Below are 23,901 nucleotides of genomic sequence, written 5' to 3'. Positions count from 1 at the left end.
AAAGGGAGCTTCACTGCATGACGGACCATGTCGCTACAAAACCGATTCTTTCCACCCCCACAAAAATCCTGGAGCTTGAACACCTCAATACTGCAAGTTTGAAAAAACTCATCAGTGGCCAAGTGCTTGCCATTCGGGTACCTGAATTTGCCAACGCAACCACCAGCGCACGGTTGATTCAGGCCATCGACGATACCGCCACGCTGGAACACTACGGCCATGAAACCTACGAAGCGGGCCGCGTCGTTCAGCACTTCTATGGCGTGCATCGCTGGGGCACCCCGTTCAATTCCACGTACGGCAAGGCCGCCGGCGGTGATGCCCAAGAAAAATATTATGCAGACGCGGCCCGTATGCGCGGCCTTATCGACAGCCTCTGTGCGCCGCAAAAACCGCCCATTCAACAGCTGATGGAACAGTTCCAGGCGCTCTGGCCGCAAGGTGCAACAGCCGCTTCGTTCCAGGGCCGACCGATGTTTTGCGGGATCATACGCGTCATGTTTCCGGAGACGGCGCACCTCTCGGAAACGGTGCCCCATGTGGATTGCCTGCCCCGCACAATCGCTGAACTGCAGCATCAATTCAGCGCCAATATCTACCTGCAAACACCGCCTTCGGGGGGCGAGTTGATCATCTGGGATACCCAAGCCTTTAGCTATGACGAGGTCAAGCGCTTCGAGGGTGCGCAACTGCCCGAACAGTGTTTACAAAAACCGCTGCGCATACGCCCACGCAAGAACGAACTGGTGCTCATCAATACCCGCCGCCCCCATGCCATCTGCGGGTTCGAGTCGGGAAAACGCGTCAGCATGCAGTCGTTTATCGGCTATACCCCCGGTGAACCGTTTTACTTCTGGTGATAATACTTTTATTGCTCGTGCACATGGACGTTTATCTATGACCCCCGAAGAATTCCGCCAACATGGCTATGCCATGATCGACCTGATTGCAGACTACCGACAGAACATCGAACAACGCGGCGTGCAGCCCACCACCCAACCTGGCGAGATCAAAGCCGCCCTGCCGGTCAGCCCGCCTGAAACCGCCGAACCGTTCGAACAGATCATGGGCGACGTCGAAAAACTGATCATGCCCGGCTTGCTGCATTGGCAGCATCCCAGTTTCTTCGGGTTCTTCCCTTCCAATGTGGAACTGTCCTCAGTGCTGGGCGATTGCCTGAGCACCGGCCTGGGTGTGATTGGGTTGTCCTGGCAATCCAGCCCGGCCCTCACCGAAATCGAGGAAGTCACCACTGACTGGCTGCGCGACATGCTCGGCCTGGGCAACACGTGGAGCGGTGTGATCCAGGACTCTGCGTCCACCTCCACGCTGGTGGCGCTTATCAGCGCCCGGGAACGCAGCTCCGATTACGCGCTGATGCACAACGGCCTGCAAAACAGCGGCGCGCCCCTGATCGTCTACACCTCAGCCCATGCCCACAGCTCGGTCAACAAGGCGGCGATCCTGGCCGGATTCGGCCAGAACCATATCCGCACCATCGCCACCGACGCACACAATGCAATGTCGCCCCACGCACTGGCGCACGCCATCGAACAGGACCTGGCCGCCGGTAACACGCCCTGCGTGGTGATTGCCACCACCGGCACCACGGCCGCCATGGCGATCGACCCCCTGGATGCAATTGGCGAACTGACCCAACGCTACGGCCTGTGGCTGCATGTGGACTCGGCCATGGCCGGCGCCGCAATGATCCTGCCGGAATGCAGGGCCTTGTGGGATGGCATCGAAAAGGCTGACTCGCTAGTGCTCAACCCGCACAAATGGCTGGGCGCGGCCTTCGATTGCTCGGTGTACTTCGTGCGCGACCCCGAGCATTTGATTCGCATCATGACCACCAACCCGAGTTACCTGCAGTCCAGCGCAGACGGCCAAGTCAGAAACTACCGTGACTGGCGGATCTCCCTGGGCAGCCGTTTCCGCGCCTTGAAGTTGTGGTTCCTGATACGCGAGCAAGGCGTCAGCGGCCTGCAAGCGCGGTTGCGGCGAGACCTGGCCAATGCGCGCTGGCTGGCAGAGCAGATCGAAGCCACTGAGCACTGGACACTGGTGGCCACGCCCGCCTTGCAAACCCTGTGCATTCGCCATGAGCCGCCGGGTTTGGAAGGCCAGGCACTGGATCATCACACGCGAGCCTGGGCAGAAAAACTCAACCAGTCAGGCGATGCCTACGTCACCCCCGCCATCCTCGATGAGCGCTGGATGGTGCGGGTGTCCATCGGCGCGCTGGGCACCGAGCGTCAGCATGTCCAAAGGTTGTGGGTGCGATTGCAAGCCCTGGTCGCTTGATCGCTGCCAAAGTAGCCCCCCTGTGGCGAGGGAGCTTGCTCCCGCTGGGCTGCGCAGCGGCCCCAAAATCCTGGGAGCGCTTCGCACTCCAGCGGGAGCAAGCTCCCTCGCCACAGTTAAACTGTCTAGGTTGGCACCCGCTCACGCCGCATCCACCGCTCGAACGCCATGGCATTGAGCGGCCGGCTGATCAGGTAGCCCTGGGCCGTGTCGCAGCTCCAGCGTTTGAGCAAGGTGAGGCTGTGTTCGAACTCCACGCCCTCGGCCACCACCTTGAGCCCCAGGCTATGGCTCATCTCGATGGTGGAGCGCACGATCACCCCGTCGCCGCTGGTGCTGTCGAGGTTGCGCACAAAGGACTGGTCGATCTTCAGCTCTTGTACCGGCAGGCGCTGCAACTGTGCGAGGGAGGAGTAACCGGTGCCGAAATCATCCACCGACAGGCTGATCCCGCAATTGCGCAGCTGCTCCAGCACGCTGAGGGCCTGCTGCGGGTTGTGCATGATGGCGCTCTCGGTGATTTCAAAAATCAAATGCTCGGCGCCCACATGGTATTGAGCCAATAGCGCAGTGACGCGAATCGCCAAGTCATCATCCGCCAAGTCGTTCACGGAGATATTCACCGACAGCTGGATAACCAGCCCACGCTGTGCCCATTCGGCAATCTGGCGGATGGCTTCCTCGATCACCCACAGGGTCAGGGCACCCATGCTGCCAGTGCGTTCGGCCAAAGGAATGAACTCCCCAGGAGACACTTGCCCCAGCGTCGGGTGTTGCCAGCGCAGCAAGGCTTCGGCCTGGCTCACGTGCCCGTGCCGCAGGTCGAGCTTGGGCTGGTAGCACAGGAACAACTCGCCTTCGATCACGGCGCGGCGCAAGTCGCGAATCAGGGTGATCTGGCGTTGGTGAGCGAGGTCGCGGTCCGGTTGGTAGATCTGCAAATGCCCCGGCAGGTTGGCCGCGTCGTGCCGGGCGATGGCCGCGCGGTTGATCAACTCTTCCACCTGCTGCCCATCAGCAGGGTACGCGGCGATGCCGATGCTCACCTCATGGCGCACTTCGTCATTGCCGATGCGCAGGGGTTCGGTCAACGCCCCATGCAACTGGTCGGCGCGGGCCACGGCGCAGTCGATCTCGGTGTTTTCCAGCAACAACAGAAACTCACTGCCGGCAATACGCGCCGCAGTGTCGCTGGCCAACAGGCTGCTGGACAAGCAGCGGCTGGCCTCGCACAACATGTGCTCGACACCTCCGGGGCCAAACCCTTCGCTGATGATCCGGTAGTTTTCGATCCCCACATACAGCAACACCACTGGCCGACGTGCGCTGACCGCACTGCCCAGGCGCTCCATGGCCAGGGCGCGGTTGGGCAGGCCGGTGAGCGGGTCATGCAAGGCATTGTGGGCCAGTTGCCGTTCGCGCAGGGCGATGCCGCTTTGCATGGCATTGAACGCCCGCGCCAGCAGGCCGAACTCGTCGTGGCTGCGCACCCGCACCGGGGTGCGGTAGTCACCGGCCCCGATCCGTTCAGCGGCTTGCACCAGCGCATTGAGCGGGCGTGACACTCGCCGCGCCAGGAATAAGGCCACCGCCAGCGAGACCAGCAGCACCGCCAGGGCAATCCCCATGAACTGCCGGTCCAGCGGCGCGAAGGATTCCAGCGCATGGTCCAGCGGGCTTTGCAGCAACACGCGCACTTCATCGCCTTCGCCGCTGTTGGCCAGGGGCAACACCTGGCTGAGCACACGCTGGCCATGGAACAGCTGGATCTTCGCCTCAGGATCGACCTGCGTGCCATGCAAGAGGTTGATAATGCTTGGGCGCCAATTGCCAGGGTGGGTGGTGAACAGCTGACCGAGATGGCCGTCCTGCACACTGAGGAACGACACCTCCAGGTTGCTCATGGAGCGCAGTTCATGGGCGAATTGCGTGTCCATGGGAAAGCCCATGACCACGCGTGCGATCGGCACAGGCCCGAGCACATCTTTTTGCACCAGCAAATAGGGGCGCCCGGCCATGGCGACGATCAACATTTGCTGGCCGCTGCGCCGCGCCTTGCGCAAGGCATCGGCATACGGGAACAACTGGCCCCGCGTCTGCACCAGCAGGGTACTGACCATGACCCTGTCATCCAGGCCCAGCACCACCCCTTCGCTGGAACTGACCCCGGTGCCATGGGTGCCCAGGGCTTCCAGGATCGGCACCGTCCGGCCGCCGGCCACCGCCTGCTTGAACGGCCCATCGGCGGTGAGCCAGTCCAACCCGTACTGCAAGCGCCGCCCGCGCAGGTCCAGCAGGCGCTCGAACACCTGCCGCCCGGTGTTCAACTGTACGTCGGCCTGGTTCTCCACCGCACGGGTGGTGGCAGCGTGCACGGCAAAATAGGTGGCGGCCACGACCACCAGCAACAACAGCGCCAGGACCCCGGCTATGCGGGTCTGAAACGTGTGGCGCCAGTGCATGGCCGCGCCCTCGGGCCGCGCTCGTCGCTCTTGGCCGTGCTTTCCTTGTGTCATACGCGTCCCTGCCGACTGCTAACCGGCGTCAAAAAAACATCCTTTTTTATGGGGAATTTTATTAAAGCAGGTTAGCTGGGACTGGGGATAAGTAAACCCAATAAAAGCTGGGCCTAGCTGTCACATTATTGACGATCAGTTCGAAAAGCGCAGGGGTAAAGTACGTTGACCGCAACTCTCCCGTTATTTCATGCAAATTGTTGCTAACGACGCCCCCCCATTGAAACCACCGCAACCCCGCCCCATCTAACCTGCATACTTACTGATGCAGGTGCCCCATGAGCGACCAGCAAGAATTTCCAGATTACGACCTCAACGATTACGCCGACCCCGAAAACGCTGAAGCCCCCTCGTCCAATACTGGCCTGGCCCTGCCTGGGCAAAACCTGCCGGACAAGGTCTACATCATCCCGATCCACAACCGGCCGTTTTTCCCGGCACAAGTGTTGCCGGTGATCGTCAATGAAGAACCCTGGGCCGAAACCCTGGAGCTGGTGAGCAAATCCGACCACCATTCCCTTGCGCTGTTTTTCATGGACACGCCGCCCGAAGACCCACGGCACTTCGACACCTCCGCCCTGCCGCTGTACGGCACCCTGGTGAAGGTGCACCACGCCAGCCGCGAGAACGGCAAGCTGCAGTTCGTCGCCCAGGGCCTGACCCGTGTGCGCATCAAGACCTGGCTCAAGCACCACCGCCCACCGTACCTGGTGGAAGTCGAATACCCGCACCAGCCCAGCGAGCCGACAGATGAGGTCAAGGCCTACGGCATGGCGCTGATCAATGCGATCAAGGAACTGCTGCCCCTCAACCCGCTGTACAGCGAAGAGTTGAAGAACTACCTCAACCGCTTCAGCCCCAACGACCCGTCGCCGCTCACCGACTTTGCCGCCGCCCTCACCTCGCCGACAGGTAATGAGCTGCAGGAAGTGCTGGACTGCGTGCCCATGCTCAAGCGCATGGAAAAAGTGCTGCCGATGCTGCGCAAAGAGGTAGAAGTCGCGCGTCTGCAAAAAGAACTATCCGCCGAAGTGAACCGCAAGATCGGCGAGCACCAGCGGGAGTTCTTCCTCAAGGAACAACTCAAGGTCATCCAGCAGGAGCTGGGTCTGACCAAGGACGATCGCAGCGCCGACGTCGAACAGTTCGAACAGCGCCTGCAAGGCAAGGTGTTGCCGGCGCAGGCGAAAAAACGCATTGATGAAGAACTGAACAAACTGTCGATCCTGGAAACCGGTTCGCCGGAATACGCCGTCACGCGCAACTACCTGGACTGGGCTACTTCCGTGCCGTGGGGCGTGTACGGGGAAGACAAACTCGACCTCAAGCACGCGCGCAAAGTGCTCGACAAGCACCATGCGGGCCTGGATGACATCAAGAGCCGCATCCTCGAATTCCTCGCCGTGGGCGCCTACAAAGGCGAAGTCGCCGGTTCCATCGTGTTGCTGGTGGGCCCGCCCGGCGTGGGCAAGACGAGTGTGGGCAAGTCCATCGCCGAATCCCTGGGGCGGCCGTTCTATCGCTTCAGTGTTGGCGGCATGCGCGACGAGGCCGAGATCAAGGGCCACCGGCGCACCTACATCGGCGCCCTGCCCGGCAAGCTGGTGCAGGCGTTGAAAGACGTGGAAGTGATGAACCCGGTGATCATGCTCGACGAGATCGACAAGATGGGTCAGAGCTTCCAGGGCGACCCGGCGTCGGCGCTGCTGGAAACCCTGGACCCGGAACAGAACGTCGAATTCCTCGACCATTACCTGGACCTGCGCCTGGACCTGTCCAAAGTGCTGTTCGTGTGCACCGCCAACACCCTGGACTCGATCCCGGGCCCGTTGTTGGACCGCATGGAAGTGATTCGCCTGTCGGGCTATATCACCGAAGAAAAAGTCGCCATCGCCAAGCGCCACTTGTGGCCCAAGCAGTTGGAAAAAGCCGGCGTGGCCAAAAACAGCCTGACCATCACCGACGGTGCCTTGCGCGCCTTGATCGACGGTTATGCGCGAGAGGCCGGCGTGCGTCAGTTGGAGAAACAGCTGGGCAAGCTGGTGCGCAAGGCGGTGGTAAAACTGCTGGATGAGCCGGACTCGGTGATCAAGATCGGCAACAAGGACCTGGAAAGCTCCCTGGGCATGCCGGTATTCCGTAATGAGCAAGTGCTGTCCGGCACCGGCGTGATTACCGGCTTGGCGTGGACCAGCATGGGCGGCGCCACCTTGCCGATCGAAGCGACGCGCATCCACACGCTCAACCGCGGCTTCAAGCTCACCGGGCAGTTGGGTGAAGTGATGAAAGAGTCCGCCGAAATCGCCTACAGCTACATCAGTTCCAACCTGAAGTCGTTTGGCGGCGATGCGAAGTTCTTCGACGAAGCCTTCGTGCACTTGCACGTGCCAGAAGGCGCCACCCCCAAAGACGGCCCGAGTGCCGGCGTGACCATGGCCAGTGCGTTGCTGTCCCTGGCCCGCAACCAACCGCCGAAAAAAGGCGTGGCGATGACCGGCGAACTGACCTTGACCGGGCATGTACTGCCGATTGGCGGGGTGCGCGAGAAGGTGATTGCGGCGCGGCGCCAGAAGATTCACGAGTTGATTTTGCCGGAGCCCAACCGTGGCAGCTTTGAAGAGTTGCCGGACTATTTGAAGGAAGGGATGACGGTGCACTTTGCCAAGCGGTTTGCGGATGTGGCGAAGGTGCTCTTCTGATAGATCTCCAGCGCCTGGACTGGCCCTATCGCGGGCAAGCCCGGCTCCCACAGGGATCAGTGTTGTTAATGACAACGCGGTCAAGTGTGGGAGCGGGCTTGCCCGCGATGGCGCCAGCCGCCATACCGCCCGCCTCTTGTCACACCTTGTCTCATCTTCGGTTATGCTCCCCCTTCGTCGTGTATTAACGGAGCCTTCATGACCGCTGCCCGCCTGCTTCTTCCCTTGAGCCTTGTCTTGCTGGCCGCATGCGCCAGTGCCCCCAAGCAAAACGTCAGCGTGGACAACCAGAGCGCCTGCCCGCTCCAGCTTAAAAACGGGCAAAACCTGATCCTCACCCTGCCCAGCAACCCCACCACCGGTTACCGCTGGGCCATCCAGGACTCCGCGGGCGGCGTGTTGCGCGCCTTGAGCCCCGAGGTCTACAGCAGCAACGAGTCCGGCGTGATCGGCGGTGGCGGCCAGTCCACCTGGCGCTTCCAGGCGTTTGCCGCAGGGCAAGGGCGTTTGCGCCTGACATCCCAGCAACCTTGGGAGCCGGAGGCCGAACCTGCCGAAACCTTTGACTGCGCCATTACGGTGAACTGATATGCCATGGCTGATCCTTGCCTTGATGGGCGCCGGCACCTTTGTCTATGGCCTGGCGACCCATGCGACGCTGCTGTGCCTGCTGGTCAAGCCACTGCCGGTGCTGGCACTGCTGGGTTGGCTGCATGACGCGCCGCCCACCGAGTATCGACGCTGGATCAGCCTGGGGTTGATTTTTTCCCTGGTGGGCGACGTGTTGCTCGCCTGGCCAGGCGACTTGTTTATCTTTGGCCTGGGCGCGTTTCTGTTCGCGCACCTGGCCTATCTCAAAGCTTATTTCAGTGACTGTCGGCGCTTGGCGCTGCTGCCGCTGGTGCTGGCCCTCGGCGTAGGCGCAATCTTGCTGAGCATCCTGATCTCCCACGGCCTCGGTGAATTGCTGATACCGGTGGTGGTTTACGCACTGGTGATCAGTGCCATGCTCTGGCGCGCGCTGGCGCGACTGGGCAGCGAGGTGCCCGAGCGTTCAGCGTGGCTGGCGGCGGCGGGTGCGGTGTCGTTTGTGGTTTCCGACGCACTGATCGGCATCAACCGGTTTGTGCTGGCGTTCGAGGCAGCGCCGTATTTGCTGATCGCCACCTACTGGCTCGGGCAGTGGGGCATCACCGCCTCGGCTTTCCATCAGACAACCCGCGCATCCGAGGGCCAACTTGGCTAAAATGCCGGCCTTTCCCCCACCGTCGCCGGAACAGCCGTGAGCAAAGAACCCGATCGCCTATTCGCCCAGCCCCTGCCCCAGGTGCCGGACTTCGCCTTTAACGAGGATGTGGTGCGGGTGTTCCCGGACATGATCAAGCGCTCGGTGCCGGGTTACCCCACCATCGTCGAGAACCTCGGCGTGCTGGCCGCGCAATTTGCCCAACCGGGTAGCGTGCTGTATGACCTGGGCTCTTCCCTGGGTGCCGTGACCCAAGCCCTGCGCCGCCATGTACGCACCGAGGGTTGCCGGGTGATCGCCGTGGATAACTCCGCCGCGATGGTCGAGCGCTGTCGCGAATACCTCAATGGCCAGGACTCGATGTTCCAGGAGTTGCTGCCCGTGGAGGTGATCGAGGGCGATATTCTCGCCCTGCAATTCAAACCCGCCTCGGTGGTGGCCCTGAACTTCACCCTGCAATTTATCGCCCCCCAGGAGCGCCTGGCGTTGCTTGGCCGCATTCGCCAGGCGCTGCTGCCGGGCGGGGCATTGATCCTCTCGGAAAAGCTGCGCTTCAACGATGTTGAAGAACACGCGCTGCTGACCGACCTGCATATCGCCTTCAAGCGCGCCAACGGCTACAGCGAGCTGGAAATCGCCCAGAAGCGCAGCGCCATCGAAAACGTCATGAAGCCCGACAGCCTCGAAGAACACCGCGAACGCCTGCTGGCGGCCGGGTTCTCGAAAGTCGTGCCGTGGTTCCAGTGTCTTAACTTTGCCTCGTTGATTGCCTTGCCATGATTGATTTGTCCCCCCTCGCCCGCCACCTGGTCGGCACTCCCCTGGCCGTGTGGGCCCAGGGCCTGCAAGCGCAGCTCGATAGCAAGATGGAAAAAGGCCATGGCGACCTGGAGCGCTGGCAGAGCGCCTTGGATGCACTGCCGAAGATCCAGCCCAACAGCGTAGATTTGCTCAACGGCCTGGTGCTGGACACCGATTGCGACGACGCCACCCGCGCGCAGATGCACACGGCGCTGATGGGCCTGAGCCCCTGGCGCAAAGGCCCGTTCCATCTGTTCGGTGTGCATGTGGACACCGAGTGGCGTTCGGACTGGAAGTGGTCGCGGGTCGCGCCGCACCTGGACCTCAAAGGCAAGCGCATCCTCGATGTGGGCTGCGGCAACGGCTACTACATGTGGCGCATGCTCGGCGCCGGGGCCGACAGCGTGATTGGCGTGGACCCCAACTGGCTGTTCTTCTGCCAGTTCCAGGCCGTGCAGCGCTACTTGTCCGAGCCCAAGGCCTGGCACTTGCCGTTCCCGTTCGAAGACTTGCCGGCGAACCTGGAAGGCTTTGACACGGTATTTTCCATGGGCGTGTTCTACCACCGCCGCTCGCCCATCGAGCATTTGCTGGCGTTGAAGGACACCCTGGTCAAGGGCGGCGAGTTGGTGTTGGAAACATTGGTGGTGGAAGGCGACCAACAACAAGTGCTGGTGCCAGAAGACCGTTACGCCCAGATGCGCAACGTGTGGTTCCTGCCTTCGGTACCGGCGTTGATGCTGTGGCTGCGCCGGGCCGGGTTCAGTGATGTGCGGTGCGTGGATGTGAGCGTGACCACGGTTGAGGAGCAGCGTGGGACGCAGTGGATGAAGTATCAGTCGCTGAGTGATTTCCTGGACCCTGAGGATCACAGCAAGACCATTGAAGGGCTGCCGGCGCCGATGCGGGCGGTGATCATCGCTCGTAAATGACACCACTCTCGTCCTGAAAAAATGGAGATCAAAGGTGGGAGCTGGCTTGCCTGCGATAGCGGTGGGTCAGTCAATATTGGGCTGACTGACAGATTGCTATCGCAGGCAAGCCAGCTCCCACATTGATATTTCAGTGTTCTTTAGAGTGGTGGCTTGGCTCGTCGGGCTTTGAAGAACTCGCTCAGGACAGCCCCACACTCCTCGGCCAATACCCCGCCTTCAAACAACACCCGATGGTTAAGAAAACCCTGGGTAAAAAACTGCCCCTGGCTTTGCACGATGCCCGCCTTCGGCTCCAGCGCGCCATACACCACCCGCGCAACCCGCGAATGCACGATCAAACCCGCACACATGCTGCACGGTTCCAGCGTCACGTACAGCGTGCTGCCCACCAGCCGATAGTTGCTGATCGCTTGTGCAGCGGCGCGGATCGCGACCATTTCGGCATGGGCGCTGGGGTCGTTGCCACTGATGGGGCAGTTGAAGCCGCGGCCGATGATTTCACCGTCCTGCACCAGCACCGCACCCACCGGCACTTCGCCCAACGCAGCGCCTTGGGCGGCGAGCGCCAGGGCTTCGCGCATAAAGTCCTGGTCGCGGCTGCGGTCGATAATCGCGGCGGGGCGAATCTGGCGCATCACGCCACCTCGATGGCGGCCATCAGGCCGGTTTCCATGTGGTCGATCACATGGCAATGGAACATCCACACCCCTGGGTTATCCGCCACCAAGGCCACGCGGGCGCGTTCGCTCTTGCCCAGCAGGTAGGTGTCGGTGAAATACGGGATCACCTTGTGGCGGTTGGACGCAAGCACCTTGAAGCTCATGCCGTGCAGGTGGATCGGGTGCTGGTACTGGGTCATGTTCTTCAATTCGAAAATGTAGCTCTTGCCCTTCTCCAGCTTGGCAATCGGGCGGTCGGCGCAGGTCTTGTCGGTGATATCCCAGGCCTGGCCGTTGATCTGCCACAGGCTGGGCGGCTTGCCGTTTTCGACATTGACCGACACCGAGCCGACCCATTCGAAATTGAAGTTGAGTTTCTCGGCATTGGCCAGGTCTGGCTCGGCAACCGGGTTGGCCGGCAGTGCCGGTGGCCATGCGGTAGGCGCGTCAGTATTGGCGACAGAGCGGAAGGTGCCAAGGCGCACCGGGCCGTTGCGCAGCGACAGTTCTTCGCCCGCCGGTGGCGCCTTGATCGCCAGGCAAATGCGCATGCCCGGGCCCAGCCAATATTCCTTGCCCAACGGGCGCGGCTCGATGGGGTTACCGTCCAGGGCATAGATCTGCGCTTCGACGCCAGGAATATTGAGGCGATAAGTCAGGGTGTTGTCGAGGTTGAGCAGGCGCACGCGAGTGATTTGCCCGGCAGGTAGCTCGATGACTGGCTGGGGCACGCCATTGATAGTCGAGAGCCGCCCGGCCGTGCCGCCACGCGCCGCTTCACGGGGGATGCTGAACTCGACAAATGCGCCCTCTTCGTCGATGTGCCAGTTCTTCAGGCTCAAGGTGCGTTCGTACTGGAAACCGGTGGGTTCGCGCTCTTCCACGATCAACGGGCCGACGAGGCCACGGCCGAGTTCTTCGCTGCTGCTCACGTGAGGGTGATACCAGTAGCTGCCGGCATCAGGCACGCGGAATTTGTAGTCGAAGTATTCGCCAGGCAGCACCGGCAATTGCGAGACGTAGGGCACGCCGTCCATCTCCAGCGGCAGGCGGATGCCGTGCCAGTGGATGGTAGTGGCGACTGGCAGATGGTTGATAAAGCGCACCCTCAGCCATTCGCCTTGGCGCACCCGCAACTCGGTGCCCGGCGCCGATGGGCCGAACGCCCAGGCCTGGGTCTTGTGCCCTGGCACCAACTCTACGTCCAGGGGCGCAGCGATCAGCTCGTAATCGTGCCCCGCCTCGGACTCGGCGACTTTCCCCAGCCAGTAGCGGTAGCCACCGCCGGCACCGACGCCTACTACGGCCAGACCAGCAAGACCACCCAGGATTTGACGACGGGAGAAGGATCGGGACACAACAACCTCGCGTATCTGCCGCAGGCCAAGGGCCCGCAAAGGGCTGATACGATACACCTGCGTCGGCTAAACAGTAAGGCTTCGCATTGCCGCACATTGAAAACACCGAAGACTCATCGTGTGGGAGCTGGCTTGCCTGCGATTGCAGTGGGCCAGCTACGAATACGTAAACTGACGCTCCGCTATCGCAGGCAAGCCAGCTCCCACATTGATCTTCATTGTTTATCAGTGCTTGGCAGCGGCCAGAATCAGGGCTTTCATCTCGGCCACTGCGCCTTTGAAACCGACGAACAACGCGTGCGCCACCAGGGCGTGGCCGATATTCAGTTCGTTGATGCCCTTGATCGCAGCCACGGCTTCGACGTTGTGGTAATGCAAGCCATGGCCGGCATTGACGATCAAGCCTTCGTTGAGCCCGCAGTTCACGCCGTCGATGATGCGTTGCAGCTCGTCGGCCACTTCGGTCGGCGTGGTGGCATCGGCATAACGACCAGTGTGCAACTCGATCGCCGGGGCGCCGACACGGCGTGAGGCTTCGATCTGGCGTTCGTCGGCATCGATAAACAGCGAGACTTCGCTGCCGATCCGCGACAGGCGCTCCACCGCGGCCTTGATCCGTGCTTCCTGGCCGGCGACGTCGAGGCCGCCTTCGGTGGTCAGCTCCTGGCGGGTTTCCGGTACCAGGCAGATATGCGCCGGGCGGATGCGCTCGGCGAACGCCATCATTTCTTCGGTCACGCCCATTTCGAAGTTCATGCGGGTTTGCAGCACGTCCTTGAGCAGCAGTACATCGCGCTCCTGGATATGGCGGCGGTCTTCGCGCAGGTGCACGGTGATACCGTCGGCGCCCGCTTCTTCGGCGTCCAGCGCGGCCTTGACCGGGTCAGGGTAACGGGTGCCCCGGGCCTGGCGCAGGGTGGCGACGTGGTCGATGTTGACGCCAAGAAGAATGCGATTGCTGGTGGTCACGGAAGCGCTCCTGAAAAGGGAAAGAATCGGTGCACAGCATACACGGGGATGTCAGGGCTTTCGAAACAACTCGCGACTGACCAGCGGCCGCCCGCCCAGGTGCACGGCCAGGGCCTGGCGCATCAGGCGCTTGGCGGCGGACAGCGCACCGGGAGCGTGCCAGTCGGCTTCGCTCATGGCCAGCAGTTCGGTGCCCTGAAACAGGCCGGGCTGCAGCAGGTACACGCGCTCAAGCCCCGCGTCGACTTGCAGGCGATACATGCCATCGGCAGCGATGGGCTCGCCGTGCAAGTCGTTGGCCAGTTCGAAGCCGTAGCCAAGGTCGTCGAGCAAGCGCCATTCGAAAGCGCGCAGCAGCGGTTCCAGCGGACGGCCTTCAGCAAGGGCGAGCAAGGTAGCAGCGTAGTGATCGAAGACCGCCGGGTGCGGGTCTTCGGCGGGCAACAGGCGAATCAGCAGCTCATTGAGGTAAAGGCCGCTGAACAGCGCATCGCCATTCAGCCAGGCCGAGGTGCCAACGCTTTCCAGGCGGCCGACGTTTTTCAGCTCGCCCTTGCCGCGAAACTCCACGTCCAGCGCCACGAACGGCCGCGCCAAGGTGCCCGCCTTGCCCCGTGCGCTGCGCAAGACTGCGCGCAGTCGGCCTTGGGGGGTGAGGAAGTCCACCAACGCACTGGTTTCGCGGTAGGCGCGGCTGTGCAGGACGTAGGCGGGTTGGCTGGGGGGTGGGGCGGACATGAGGCTCTCTCGCAGAACGTGAAACAGCGCCGATCCAATGTGGGAGCGGGCTTGCCCGCGATGGCGGCGTCACAGTCAACATCTCTGCTGAATGTTACATCCTCATCGCGGGCAAGCCCGCTCCCACAAGGTTTTTGCAGTGTGTTCGAGACCCGTTACAGGTCGCCATAGCCCAGAGAGCGCAACGCACGCTCATCATCGGACCAGCCACCCTTAACCTTCACCCACAGGTTGAGCATGATCTTGGAGTCGAACAGCAGCTCCATGTCCTTGCGCGCTTCGGTGCCGATGCGCTTGATACGCTCGCCCTTGTCACCAATGATGATTTTCTTCTGGCCGTCACGTTCGACGAGGATCAGCGCATGAATATGCAAGGTCTTGCCCTGCTGCTTGAACTCTTCGATTTCGACGGTGATTTGGTAAGGCAGCTCGGCGCCCATCTGGCGCATGATTTTCTCGCGGACCAGTTCGGCGGCAAGGAAGCGGCTGCTGCGGTCGGTGATCTGGTCTTCCGGGAAGAAGTGCTCGTTTTCCGGCAGGTAACCGGCGATCACACGCTCCAGGGCTTCGAGGTTGTGGCCGTGCTGGGCCGAGATCGGCATGATCTGGGCGTTCGGCAGTTGTTCCTGCAACCAGGTCAGGTGCGGCATCAGCTCGGCTTTGTCTTCGATACGGTCGGTCTTGTTCAGCGCGACGATCAACGGGCCGGTCACGTATTGCACACGCTCAAGAACCATCTGGTCTTCATCGGTCCACTTGGTGCGGTCGACCACGAAGATCACCACGTCGACGTCTTTCAACGCGGCCGAGGCGGTCTTGTTCATGTAGCGGTTCAGGGCTTTCTCGCCACCTTTGTGCATGCCAGGGGTATCGACATACACCGCTTGCACGTTGCCTTCGGTCTTGATGCCCAGCATGTTGTGGCGGGTGGTCTGGGGCTTGCGCGAGGTGATCGCGAGCTTCTGGCCGAGGATGTGGTTGAGCAACGTGGACTTGCCCACGTTCGGGCGGCCGACGATGGCAACATAGCCACAGCGTGTTGCGGTTGAATCAGTCATGGCCATTCTCCACGCCCAGGGCAATCAGTGCTGCAGCGGCCGCTACCTGTTCGGCAATACGACGGCTCACACCCTGACCTCGGCTTTTTTCGTTCAATAAGGTGATTTCACATTCCACGAAGAACACCCGGCAATGGGGTTCGCCCTGGATATCCACCACTTCGTAGCGTGGCAGTTCGCAACCGCGGGACTGCAGGTACTCTTGCAGGCGAGTCTTGGGATCCTTGTTGGTATCTACCAGCGTCAGGCTTTCGATTTCCGAGGCCAGCCAGGCGACAACGCGCTCCTTGGCCGTCTCCATGCCTGCATCGAGGTAGATCGCACCGATCAAGGCTTCCAGCGCATCAGCCAGGATTGACTCGCGACGGAAACCGCCGCTTTTCAACTCACCGGAACCCAGCCGCAGGTACTCGCCCAGGCCAAAGCCTCGGGCCAGCACGGCCAGGGTCTCGCCTTTCACAAGGCGTGCGCGCAGGCGCGACAGCTGGCCTTCTCGCGCTTGGGGGAAGCGCTCGAACAGCGCCTCGCCGGCGGCGAAATTGAGGATAGCGTCACCGAGGAATTCCAGGCGCTCGTTATTGCGCCCTGCAAAGCTGCGGTGTGTGAGGGCAAGGACCATCAATTCCTGGTCCTTGAAGGTGTAGCCGAGCTGACGCTCGAGACGACTTAGAGAAACGGTCACGGTTTATCCATATCTAGTTGATGGCACCGGCGGCCATCGACGATTGACGCAGTGTTCAAATTCAAATCCTGATGGGTACCGGGCATCGGAAAATGTCCAAGCCCCAGAAAAGCATTCGGCGCTGTGTTCACAGCGCCGCTTGTATTACTTGATCAGCCCGACCCGCGAGAAGTTCGGCAGGTGGCTGAGCTTGGGTTCCGGCCAACTCATCCAGACCGCGAAGGCTTTGCCGACAATGTTCTCGTCGGGCACCATGCCCAGAAGGTCCTTGGGAATATTGGGGTCATCCCAGTAACGGCTGTCGTTGGAGTTGTCGCGGTTGTCGCCCATCATGAAGTAGTGCCCGGCAGGCACTTTCCACTGGCCATCCGGCATCGCGCGGTAGCGGCTCATTTCCTTGCGGATTTGGTGCTCCACCGCACCGAGTTTTTCCTGGTACAACTCGGCGCTGCCCAAGGTATTCGGCTCGGCGCCCAACAGCTTCTCGGCCACCGACTCACCATTGATGAACAGGCGCTTGTCGCTGGTGTAGCGCACCACGTCGCCCGGCAGGCCGACGACACGCTTGATGTAGTTGACGTTCGGGTCGCTTGGGTAGCGGAACACCATCACATCGCCGCGCTGCGGGTCACCCACCGGGATGACTTTCTTGTCGATCACCGGCAGGCGAATGCCGTAGGAAAACTTGTTCACCAGGATGAAGTCGCCCACGTCCAGGGTGGGTTTCATCGACCCCGAAGGGATCTGGAACGGCTCTACCAGAAACGAGCGCAGCACCAGCACGATGAACAACACCGGGAAGAACGACTTGCCGTACTCAACCACCAAGGGCTCTTTGTTCAGCTTCTCGACCACCACCGCATCGGGCTGGCTGACGCTGCCCTGATAGGAAGCGATGGCCGCCCGACGACGCGGGGCGAAGAACACCAGATCGAGCAACGCCAGGAGACCACAGACGGCAACGGCAATGACCAGCAACAGCGGGAAATTTAGTGACATAGGACCTAACTATCCAACCTGAGCACCGCAAGGAAGGCTTCTTGTGGAACTTCCACGTTGCCTACTTGCTTCATGCGTTTTTTACCAGCCTTTTGCTTCTCAAGCAGCTTGCGCTTACGGCTTACGTCACCGCCGTAGCATTTGGCCAGTACGTTCTTTCTGAGAGCCTTGACGGAAGTCCGTGCAATGATCTGCCCGCCGATGGCGGCCTGGATCGCGACGTCGAACATCTGGCGCGGAATCAGTTCTTTCATCTTCTCGGTCAGTTGGCGACCTTTGTAGTGCGCGTTGTCCTTGTGCACGATCAGTGCCAAGGCATCTACCTTGTCGCCGTTGATCAGCACATCCAGTTTCACCAGATTAGCCGATTGGTAACGATCGAAATGGTAGTCCAGCGAAGCATAGCCGCGACTGGTGGACTTGAGACGGTCGAAGAAGTCCAGGACCACTTCGTTCATCGGCATATCGTAGGTCACTTGTACCTGGGTACCGAGGAACAGCATGTCGCGCTGCACGCCACGTTTTTCGATGCACAGGGTAATGACGTTGCCCAAGTGTTCCTGCGGTACCAGGATATTGGCCCGCACGATCGGCTCGCGCATGTCTTCGATGGCCGACAGGTCCGGAAGCTTGGAGGGGTTGTCGACGTAAATCGTTTCACCGGTTTTGAGCAGCAACTCGAAAATAACGGTTGGCGCGGTGGTGATCAGGTCCAGGTCGTATTCGCGCTCGAGGCGCTCCTGGATGATCTCCATGTGCAGCATGCCCAAGAACCCGCAACGGAAGCCGAAGCCCAGGGCGTCGGAGCTTTCCGGGGTGTACTGCAACGACGAGTCGTTGAGGGTCAGTTTTTGCAGGGCTTCGCGGAAATCTTCGAAGTCATCGGAGCTGACCGGGAACAGGCCGGCGTAGACCTGTGGCTGGATGCGCTTGAAGCCGGGCAGCACGTCGACGTCTGGCGTGGAGCTCAGGGTCAGGGTGTCACCCACTGGTGCACCGTGAATATCCTTGATGCCAGCGATGATGAAGCCGACTTCACCGGCTTTCAGATCAGTGGTCGCGGTGTGTTTCGGGTTGAATACACCGACGCTGTCCACCAAGTGGATCTTGCCGGTGGACTTGACCAGGATCTTGTCGCCCTTCTTCACACGGCCGTGGCGCACGCGTACCAGGGAAACAACGCCCAGGTAGTTGTCGAACCAGGAGTCGATGATCAACGCTTGCAGCGGATCTTCGTAGTTGCCGGTCGGTGCGGGAATGGTGTGCACCAGGCGTTCGAGCACTTCGTCGACACCCAGGCCGGTCTTGGCGCTGCAGGTGACGGCGTCGGTGGCGTCGATGCCGATGATCTTCTCGATCTCTTCCTTGACGCGCTCAGGCTCGGCCTGGGGCAGGTCGATCTTGTTGAGCACGGGCATGACTTCCAGGCCCTGCTCGATCGCAGTGTAGCAGTTGGCAACCGACTGCGCCTCGACGCCCTGGCCGGCATCGACCACCAGCAACGCGCCTTCGCAGGCCGCCAGCGAACGGCTGACTTCGTAGGTGAAGTCAACGTGGCCTGGGGTGTCAATGAAGTTCAGTTGGTAAGTAATGCCGTCTTTGGCCTTGTAGTACAGCGTGACGCTGTGGGCCTTGATGGTGATCCCGCGCTCGCGTTCGAGGTCCATGGAATCCAGTACCTGGGCTTCCATTTCACGCTCGGCAAGGCCGCCGCACATCTGGATAAATCGATCGGCCAGCGTCGACTTGCCATGGTCAATGTGGGCGATGATGGAGAAATTGCGGATATGACTCAAATCACTCACGGATCAACACTCAAAAAGGCTGCAGGCAGATTGCCCGCTGAAAAATAGCCGGGAATTGTACCTGATGCTCAGGCCAGACGTCATCTTTGCTGACCAATACAAAAAAGCCCCACTTTAATGGGGCTTAAAACTGTAGGAGCGAGCTCGCTCGCGAAAATCGCCAACGATAACGCGCTTATTCTGGATAAACGCGGCGTTTCGCAGACTTTCGCGAGCAAGCTCGCTCCTACAGTGAGTGGCATTTCGCGAGCGCGGCTTCAACCCGCCCGGCGCAGCAGCCAGAACCCGGCCACGGCGCAGATGGCCGTCGGCACCAGTACTGCAAACAGCGGCGAGAAACCGAATACCAGGCTTGATGGCCCGAGCAAATCCTGGGCGATGCGGAAGGTGAAGCCCACCAGCACACCGGTGAATACCCGCTGGCCCAGGGTCACGGAGCGCAACGGCCCGAAAATGAAGGAGATCGCCATCAACACCAAGGCCGCGGTAACCACCGGCTGCAAGACTTTTACCCAGAACGCCAGCCAGTAGCGGCCATTGTTCAAACCCTGCTCCTTGAGGTAGTGGATATAGCTCCACAAACCGGAGATCGGCAGGGCTTCCGGCACCATGACCACGGTGTTGAGCAATTCCGGCTTGAGGGCGATATCCCACTGCTCGGTCGGCACATTGACCACTTCGGTGCTGGACTGGGTGCCCTGGCCCACGTTACGGAAGTGCGTGGTGGTGACGTCGCTCAGTTGCCATTGCTCGCCACTGTACTGCGCGCGCTTGGCGAAGCTGGACGACAACATGTGCCGTTCTTTGTCGAAGGTGTAGCGGGTCACCCCGATCAACAGGCCACCCGGCTGCACGGCGTTGATGTGGATGAACTCGTCACCCTGGCGGTGCCACAGGCCGTGCTTGGCGCTTTGCGCATCGCCCGAACCCTGGGCCAGGGCGCGATTGGCCTGGGCGGTAGCTTCGGACGGTGGCGCAACGTATTCACCGATCAGCACGCTGCAGGCCATCAGCAGCAGCATCGGCTTCATCACCGCCCAGACGATACGGCCGATGGAAACCCCGGCGGCGCGCATGATGGTCAGCTCGCTGTTGCTGGCCAGGGTACCCAGGCCGATCAGACAGCCAATCAGCGCGGCCATTGGCATCATGTCGTAGAGGCGGCGCGGCGCGGTCAGTGCGACGTAGCTCAGCACGTCCGTGACTGTGTAAGTGTCAGTAACATTGCCCACTTCATCAATGAAGGCGAACAGCAAGGCCAGGCCGAGAATGATGCCCAGTACCGCCAGGATGGCGATCAGTACGCTAATGCCGATGTAGCGATCAAGCTTAGCCACGGGCCAACTCCTTCAGGCCACGACGGCTCTTCATTTTCAAACGGATAGGTTCCCAGTAGAGCAGCCCCAGGCCGATCATCAGGAAAACCCCGTGCACCCACCACAGGCCCAAGGCCGGTGGCAACTTGCCCTTCTCCAGGGAACCACGGGCAGAAATCAGGATGGTCAGGTAGGCCATGTACAGCAGGATCGCTGGCAGCAACTTGAGGAAACGCCCTTGGCGCGGGTTGACGCGCGACAGCGGCACCGCCATCAGGGTCACGATAAACACCAGCAGCGGCAGGGACAGGCGCCATTGCAACTCGGCGATGGAGCGCAACTCCGGGCTGCCGAACAGCGATGAGGTGGGCAGTGCGTCGCGGTCGGTGACCTCGTCACTGATCTCGGCCTTGGGCAGCATGACGCCATAGGTGTCGTACTTGATCGCCCGATAATCCGCCAGGCCAGGGCTGCCGTCGTAGCGGTAGCCGTTTTCCAGGATCAGGTAGCGATTGCCATCGGGGCGGATTTCCTGGCGACCGCTGTCGGCCACCAGGATCGAAATACCCCGATCCTTCTGGTTCTGACCGAGGTTCTTCTGGGAGATGAACACGCCGCCAAGGTTGGAGCGGTCGTCGGTCATGGTTTCGGTGTAGGTCACCCGCGAACCGTCGCTGAGCGACTGGAAGCGACCGGGCTCGAGGGTGTCGAACTCAGTCATCGCATCCTGCTTGTTCAGCAGCAGCTGGAACTGCATGGCCCCCTGGGGCGCCAGGCTCATGCTCAACCAGGCCACCACCAGGGCAACACCGGCGGCAGGCACCATGGTCATGGCCAGCAGGCGCTGCTGGCTCATGCCGGTGGCCGACAGCACGGTCATCTCGCTTTCCAGGTACAGCCGGCCATAGGCCAGCAATATGCCGAGAAACAGGCCAAGCGGCAGGATCAACTGGAGCATGCCGGGCATCCGGTAGCCCATGATCAGGAACAGTGAGCCCGGATCCAGGGCGCCAGCGGCGGCTTGGGCCAGGAACTTGACGAAACGACCACTCATGATGATGACCAGCAACACCGCACTCACGGCACTCAGGGTCAACAGGACTTCGCGGGACAGATAACGGAAGACAATCAAACCAGACACTCCAGGGTTGTCAGGCTAAGGCGGCCAAACAAGCAAGCATACCGAGTCGACCCGTTTACCACGGGCCGGCTAAAAAGATGGCGCATTATCCTGTGATTGACCGCGCCTGTCACGGAGCTTACTCATGCGCACGCACAAAGCGTGCGCCAAGGGTTGTCAGGCTCCGCTGGCGAGGTTCAAACTGCGGCCTTTGTCGCTGGCGGTTTACAACGCTGCCGAGCTTTAAAGCCGGAGTACAAGCTCCCGGCTCACAGACCTTGATAAGGGACCCGAAAATGGAATTGGTTGTAAAAAGCGTTAGCCCCGAAACGTTGAAAACCGCCACCCTCGTGGTCGCTGTCGGCGAAGGCCGCACACTCGGCGTCGCCGCCAAGCAACTGGACGAACTGAGCGGCGGCGCTATCAGCGCAGTGCTCAAGCGCGGCGACCTGGCCGGCAAGGTCGGTCAGAGCCTGTTGCTGCAGAGCCTGCCCAACCTTAAAGCCGAGCGCGTTTTGCTGGTGGGCGTGGGCAAGGATGCCGAACTGGGCGACCGTCCGTTTCGCAAGATCGTCAGCGGTATCCTCACCATCCTCAAGGGCCTGGGCGGCAGCGATGCGGTGCTGGCGCTCGATGAAATCGTGGTCAAGGGCCGCGACAGCTACGGCAAGACCCGCCTGCTGGCCGAGTCGCTGGTGGACGGCGGCTATATTTTCGACCAGTTCAAGAGCCAGAAAGCCGAACCCCGCGCCCTGAAGAAAATCACCCTGCTGACCATCAAGGCTGCCCAGGCTGAAGTCCAGCGCGCCGTCACCCACGCCCAGGCCATCGCCAACGGTATGTCGTTCACTCGCGACCTGGGCAACCTGCCGCCGAACATCTGCCACCCGACATTCCTGGGCGGACAGGCCAAGGCATTGGGCAAAGAGTTCAAGGGCCTGAAGGTTGAAGTGCTGGACGAGAAGAAGATCAAGGACCTCGGCATGGGCTCGTTCTATGCCGTGGGCCAGGGCAGCGACCAGCCGCCACGCCTGATCGTGATGCAATACAACGGCGGCAAGAAGTCCGAGAAGCCTTACGCCCTGGTAGGTAAAGGCATTACCTTCGATACCGGCGGCATCAGCCTCAAGCCCGGTGCGGGCATGGACGAGATGAAGTACGACATGGGCGGCGCCGCCAGCGTGTTCGGCACCCTGCGTGCCGTGCTGGAACTCAAGCTGCCGATCAACCTGGTGTGTATTTTGGCCTGTGCCGAGAACATGCCGAGCGGCGGCGCGGCTCGCCCAGGCGATATCGTCACCACCATGAGCGGCCAGACTGTGGAGATCCTCAACACCGACGCCGAAGGTCGCCTGGTGCTGTGCGACGCGCTGACCTACGCCGAGCGCTTCAAGCCCCAGGCGGTGATCGACATCGCGACCCTGACCGGTGCCTGCATCGTGGCCCTGGGCTCCCACACCTCGGGCCTGCTGGGCAACAACGACGAACTGATCGAGCAACTGCTCAGCGCCGGCAAGGCCGCCGACGACCGCGCCTGGCAACTGCCGCTGTTCGATGAGTACCAGGAACAGCTCGACAGCCCGTTCGCCGACATCGCCAACATTGGCGGCCCGAAAGCCGGCACTATCACGGCGGCCTGCTTCCTGTCGCGCTTTGCCAAGAACTTCAACTGGGCCCACCTGGACATCGCCGGCACGGCCTGGACCAGCGGCGGCAAGGACAAGGGTGCAACCGGCCGTCCGGTGCCCCTGCTGACCCAATACCTGCTGGATCGCGCCAAAGCCTGAAACTGAAGATGCCGGGGCGGCCATCCCGCCGCCCCGGTCTCAGGAACCGCAATGACCCAAGTCGACTTCTATATATTGCCCAGCGCCGATCCTCTCGCGCGCCTGGATTTTGCCTGCAAACTCACCGAAAAAGCCTGGCGCATGGGCCACCGCATCTACCTGCATTGCAGCGATGCCGCCCAACGCGATGAGCTGGATGCACGCCTGTGGCGCTTCAAGGGTGAAAGTTTCGTGCCCCACGGCCCCGCCGAATCCGAACCCGAAAGCCTGGTAGTCCTGGGTTTGGGGGAAAGTTGCGGCGATCACCATGACTTGCTGGTCAACCTTGACCTGAAAGTACCGGCCTTTGCCAAGGCATTCGCCCGTGTGGCGGAAGTGGTGGTGGAAGACCCGGCTATTCGTCAGGCTGCGCGGGAGAGTTTCCGTTTCTACCGTGAACAGGGCTATCCTCTGCAAGATCACCGGCTACAACGACTTTGAGTACATGATGGACACTCCCAACCCGCTGAAAAAAGACGAACACCTGCTGGACGACCTGGAGTCGATCCGTCAGTTGCTGGGTGATGACAACTTGCAACCGCCGCTGCTGACCGAGACGGTCGAGGGTGAGGTTCAGATTCCGCTGTTGTTCGACATGGTCGGCGGCAAGCCTGCCGCGCCGGCACCTGCGATTGCAGAACCCGCTCCAGCCGCCGAAAAAGCCCCCGACGCCCTGCTGCTGCACCTGGACAACGAACTGCGCGCCGCTGCGCAATTGATCATGCAGGATGTGATCGATGACTTTGCGCCGCATATCGAGGCCGAGATCAAGCGTCGGATGGATGCGCGGATGGAGCGGTTGCTCAGCCAATACCAGAACTGAAAGTGCCCCCCATCCTTGTGGGAGCTGGCTTGCCTGCGATGGCG

The 23,901-nt window shown here is 61.2% G+C and carries 21 protein-coding genes; 10 read left to right on the top strand and 11 right to left on the bottom strand.

Features of this window, described 5'->3' with window-relative positions:
* Positions 1-17 precede the first annotated feature (17 nt).
* Positions 18-860, top strand: a complete 843-nt coding sequence (locus JJD66_RS15515; RefSeq protein WP_200648527.1) for a 2OG-Fe(II) oxygenase — start codon at positions 18-20, stop codon at positions 858-860.
* A gap of 37 nt (positions 861-897) precedes the next feature.
* The gene (locus JJD66_RS15510) at positions 898-2,307 is read left to right on the top strand and encodes a pyridoxal phosphate-dependent decarboxylase family protein (RefSeq protein ID WP_200648526.1); all 1,410 of its coding nucleotides are present in this window, start codon (positions 898-900) and stop codon (positions 2,305-2,307) included.
* Between the two features lie 125 nt (positions 2,308-2,432).
* Here the strand turns inward: JJD66_RS15510 and JJD66_RS15505 are convergent, their stop codons facing one another.
* Entirely contained in the window at positions 2,433-4,769 is a 2,337-nt protein-coding gene (locus JJD66_RS15505; protein WP_200648525.1) for a putative bifunctional diguanylate cyclase/phosphodiesterase, read from the bottom strand.
* A 332-nt stretch (positions 4,770-5,101) separates the two neighbouring features.
* Here JJD66_RS15505 and lon point away from each other — a divergent pair, with 332 nt between their 5' ends.
* The 5 genes from lon (at position 5,102) to cmoB (ending at position 10,501) form a co-directional block, all read left to right on the top strand.
* The gene (gene lon / locus JJD66_RS15500) at positions 5,102-7,522 is read left to right on the top strand and encodes an endopeptidase La (protein ID WP_200648524.1); all 2,421 of its coding nucleotides are present in this window, start codon (positions 5,102-5,104) and stop codon (positions 7,520-7,522) included.
* A 198-nt stretch (positions 7,523-7,720) separates the two neighbouring features.
* Positions 7,721-8,110, top strand: coding sequence for a protease inhibitor I42 family protein (locus JJD66_RS15495; protein WP_200648523.1), 390 nt, complete (start codon positions 7,721-7,723; stop codon positions 8,108-8,110).
* A 1-nt stretch (position 8,111) separates the two neighbouring features.
* Entirely contained in the window at positions 8,112-8,768 is a 657-nt protein-coding gene (locus JJD66_RS15490) for a lysoplasmalogenase (RefSeq protein WP_200648522.1), read from the top strand.
* A gap of 36 nt (positions 8,769-8,804) precedes the next feature.
* Positions 8,805-9,548, top strand: coding sequence for a carboxy-S-adenosyl-L-methionine synthase CmoA (gene cmoA / locus JJD66_RS15485; protein ID WP_014717080.1), 744 nt, complete (start codon positions 8,805-8,807; stop codon positions 9,546-9,548).
* Positions 9,545-10,501 (top strand): tRNA 5-methoxyuridine(34)/uridine 5-oxyacetic acid(34) synthase CmoB, encoded by a 957-nt coding sequence (gene cmoB, locus JJD66_RS15480; RefSeq protein WP_054897752.1) that lies wholly within the window; start codon positions 9,545-9,547, stop codon positions 10,499-10,501. The genes cmoA and cmoB overlap by 4 nt, the downstream gene beginning before the upstream one ends.
* Before the next feature lie 140 nt (positions 10,502-10,641).
* On the opposite strand, the gene tadA is transcribed toward cmoB, so the two are convergent.
* The 10 genes from tadA to lptF form a co-directional block, all read right to left on the bottom strand.
* Positions 10,642-11,139 (bottom strand): tRNA adenosine(34) deaminase TadA, encoded by a 498-nt coding sequence (gene tadA / locus JJD66_RS15475; protein ID WP_069558076.1) that lies wholly within the window; start codon positions 11,137-11,139, stop codon positions 10,642-10,644.
* On the bottom strand, positions 11,139-12,521 hold the full coding sequence (locus JJD66_RS15470; RefSeq protein ID WP_200648521.1) for a multicopper oxidase family protein: 1,383 nt from the start codon (positions 12,519-12,521) through the stop codon (positions 11,139-11,141). The genes tadA and JJD66_RS15470 overlap by 1 nt, the downstream gene beginning before the upstream one ends.
* Positions 12,522-12,746: 225 nt before the next feature.
* Positions 12,747-13,490, bottom strand: coding sequence for a pyridoxine 5'-phosphate synthase (gene pdxJ / locus JJD66_RS15465; RefSeq protein WP_003188860.1), 744 nt, complete (start codon positions 13,488-13,490; stop codon positions 12,747-12,749).
* A gap of 51 nt (positions 13,491-13,541) precedes the next feature.
* A complete protein-coding gene (gene recO, locus JJD66_RS15460; RefSeq protein ID WP_200648520.1) occupies positions 13,542-14,228 on the bottom strand; it encodes a DNA repair protein RecO in 687 nt (228 codons plus the stop codon).
* 155 nt (positions 14,229-14,383) lie between these two features.
* Positions 14,384-15,286: a GTPase Era gene (gene era, locus JJD66_RS15455; protein ID WP_005785147.1), complete on the bottom strand. Its 903-nt coding sequence runs from the start codon at positions 15,284-15,286 to the stop codon at positions 14,384-14,386.
* Positions 15,279-15,968, bottom strand: coding sequence for a ribonuclease III (gene rnc, locus JJD66_RS15450; protein ID WP_003188856.1), 690 nt, complete (start codon positions 15,966-15,968; stop codon positions 15,279-15,281). Before rnc ends, era begins: the two co-directional genes overlap by 8 nt.
* A 144-nt stretch (positions 15,969-16,112) precedes the next feature.
* A complete protein-coding gene (gene lepB / locus JJD66_RS15445; RefSeq protein ID WP_200648519.1) occupies positions 16,113-16,967 on the bottom strand; it encodes a signal peptidase I in 855 nt (284 codons plus the stop codon).
* A 5-nt stretch (positions 16,968-16,972) separates the two neighbouring features.
* The gene (lepA, locus tag JJD66_RS15440) at positions 16,973-18,772 is read right to left on the bottom strand and encodes a translation elongation factor 4 (RefSeq protein WP_032877619.1); all 1,800 of its coding nucleotides are present in this window, start codon (positions 18,770-18,772) and stop codon (positions 16,973-16,975) included.
* Between the two features lie 257 nt (positions 18,773-19,029).
* Positions 19,030-20,109 carry an LPS export ABC transporter permease LptG gene (lptG, locus tag JJD66_RS15435; protein WP_105225871.1) on the bottom strand — a complete coding sequence of 360 codons (1,080 nt, stop codon included), beginning with the start codon at positions 20,107-20,109 and terminating at the stop codon, positions 19,030-19,032.
* Positions 20,102-21,220, bottom strand: coding sequence for an LPS export ABC transporter permease LptF (gene lptF, locus JJD66_RS15430; protein WP_034128657.1), 1,119 nt, complete (start codon positions 21,218-21,220; stop codon positions 20,102-20,104). Before lptF ends, lptG begins: the two co-directional genes overlap by 8 nt.
* A gap of 284 nt (positions 21,221-21,504) precedes the next feature.
* Between lptF and JJD66_RS15425 the strand changes: the two genes are divergently transcribed.
* Genes JJD66_RS15425 through JJD66_RS15415 form a run of 3 tightly spaced genes read left to right on the top strand, consistent with a single transcriptional unit; the run spans position 21,505 to position 23,857 of the window.
* Positions 21,505-22,995, top strand: coding sequence for a leucyl aminopeptidase (locus tag JJD66_RS15425; protein ID WP_200648518.1), 1,491 nt, complete (start codon positions 21,505-21,507; stop codon positions 22,993-22,995).
* 51 nt (positions 22,996-23,046) lie between these two features.
* Positions 23,047-23,475: a DNA polymerase III subunit chi gene (locus JJD66_RS15420; protein WP_198714872.1), complete on the top strand. Its 429-nt coding sequence runs from the start codon at positions 23,047-23,049 to the stop codon at positions 23,473-23,475.
* Positions 23,476-23,482: 7 nt separating this feature from the next.
* A complete protein-coding gene (locus tag JJD66_RS15415) occupies positions 23,483-23,857 on the top strand; it encodes a DNA polymerase III subunit chi (RefSeq protein ID WP_200648517.1) in 375 nt (124 codons plus the stop codon).
* The last annotated feature ends 44 nt before the right edge of the window (positions 23,858-23,901 follow it).

Origin of the sequence: Pseudomonas sp. MF6751, assembly GCF_016613265.1 — a bacterium.
Classification (GTDB): domain Bacteria; phylum Pseudomonadota; class Gammaproteobacteria; order Pseudomonadales; family Pseudomonadaceae; genus Aquipseudomonas; species Aquipseudomonas fluorescens_BV.
Note: the sequence above shows the minus strand (reverse complement) of the source record. Positions and strands in the feature narration are given on the sequence as shown.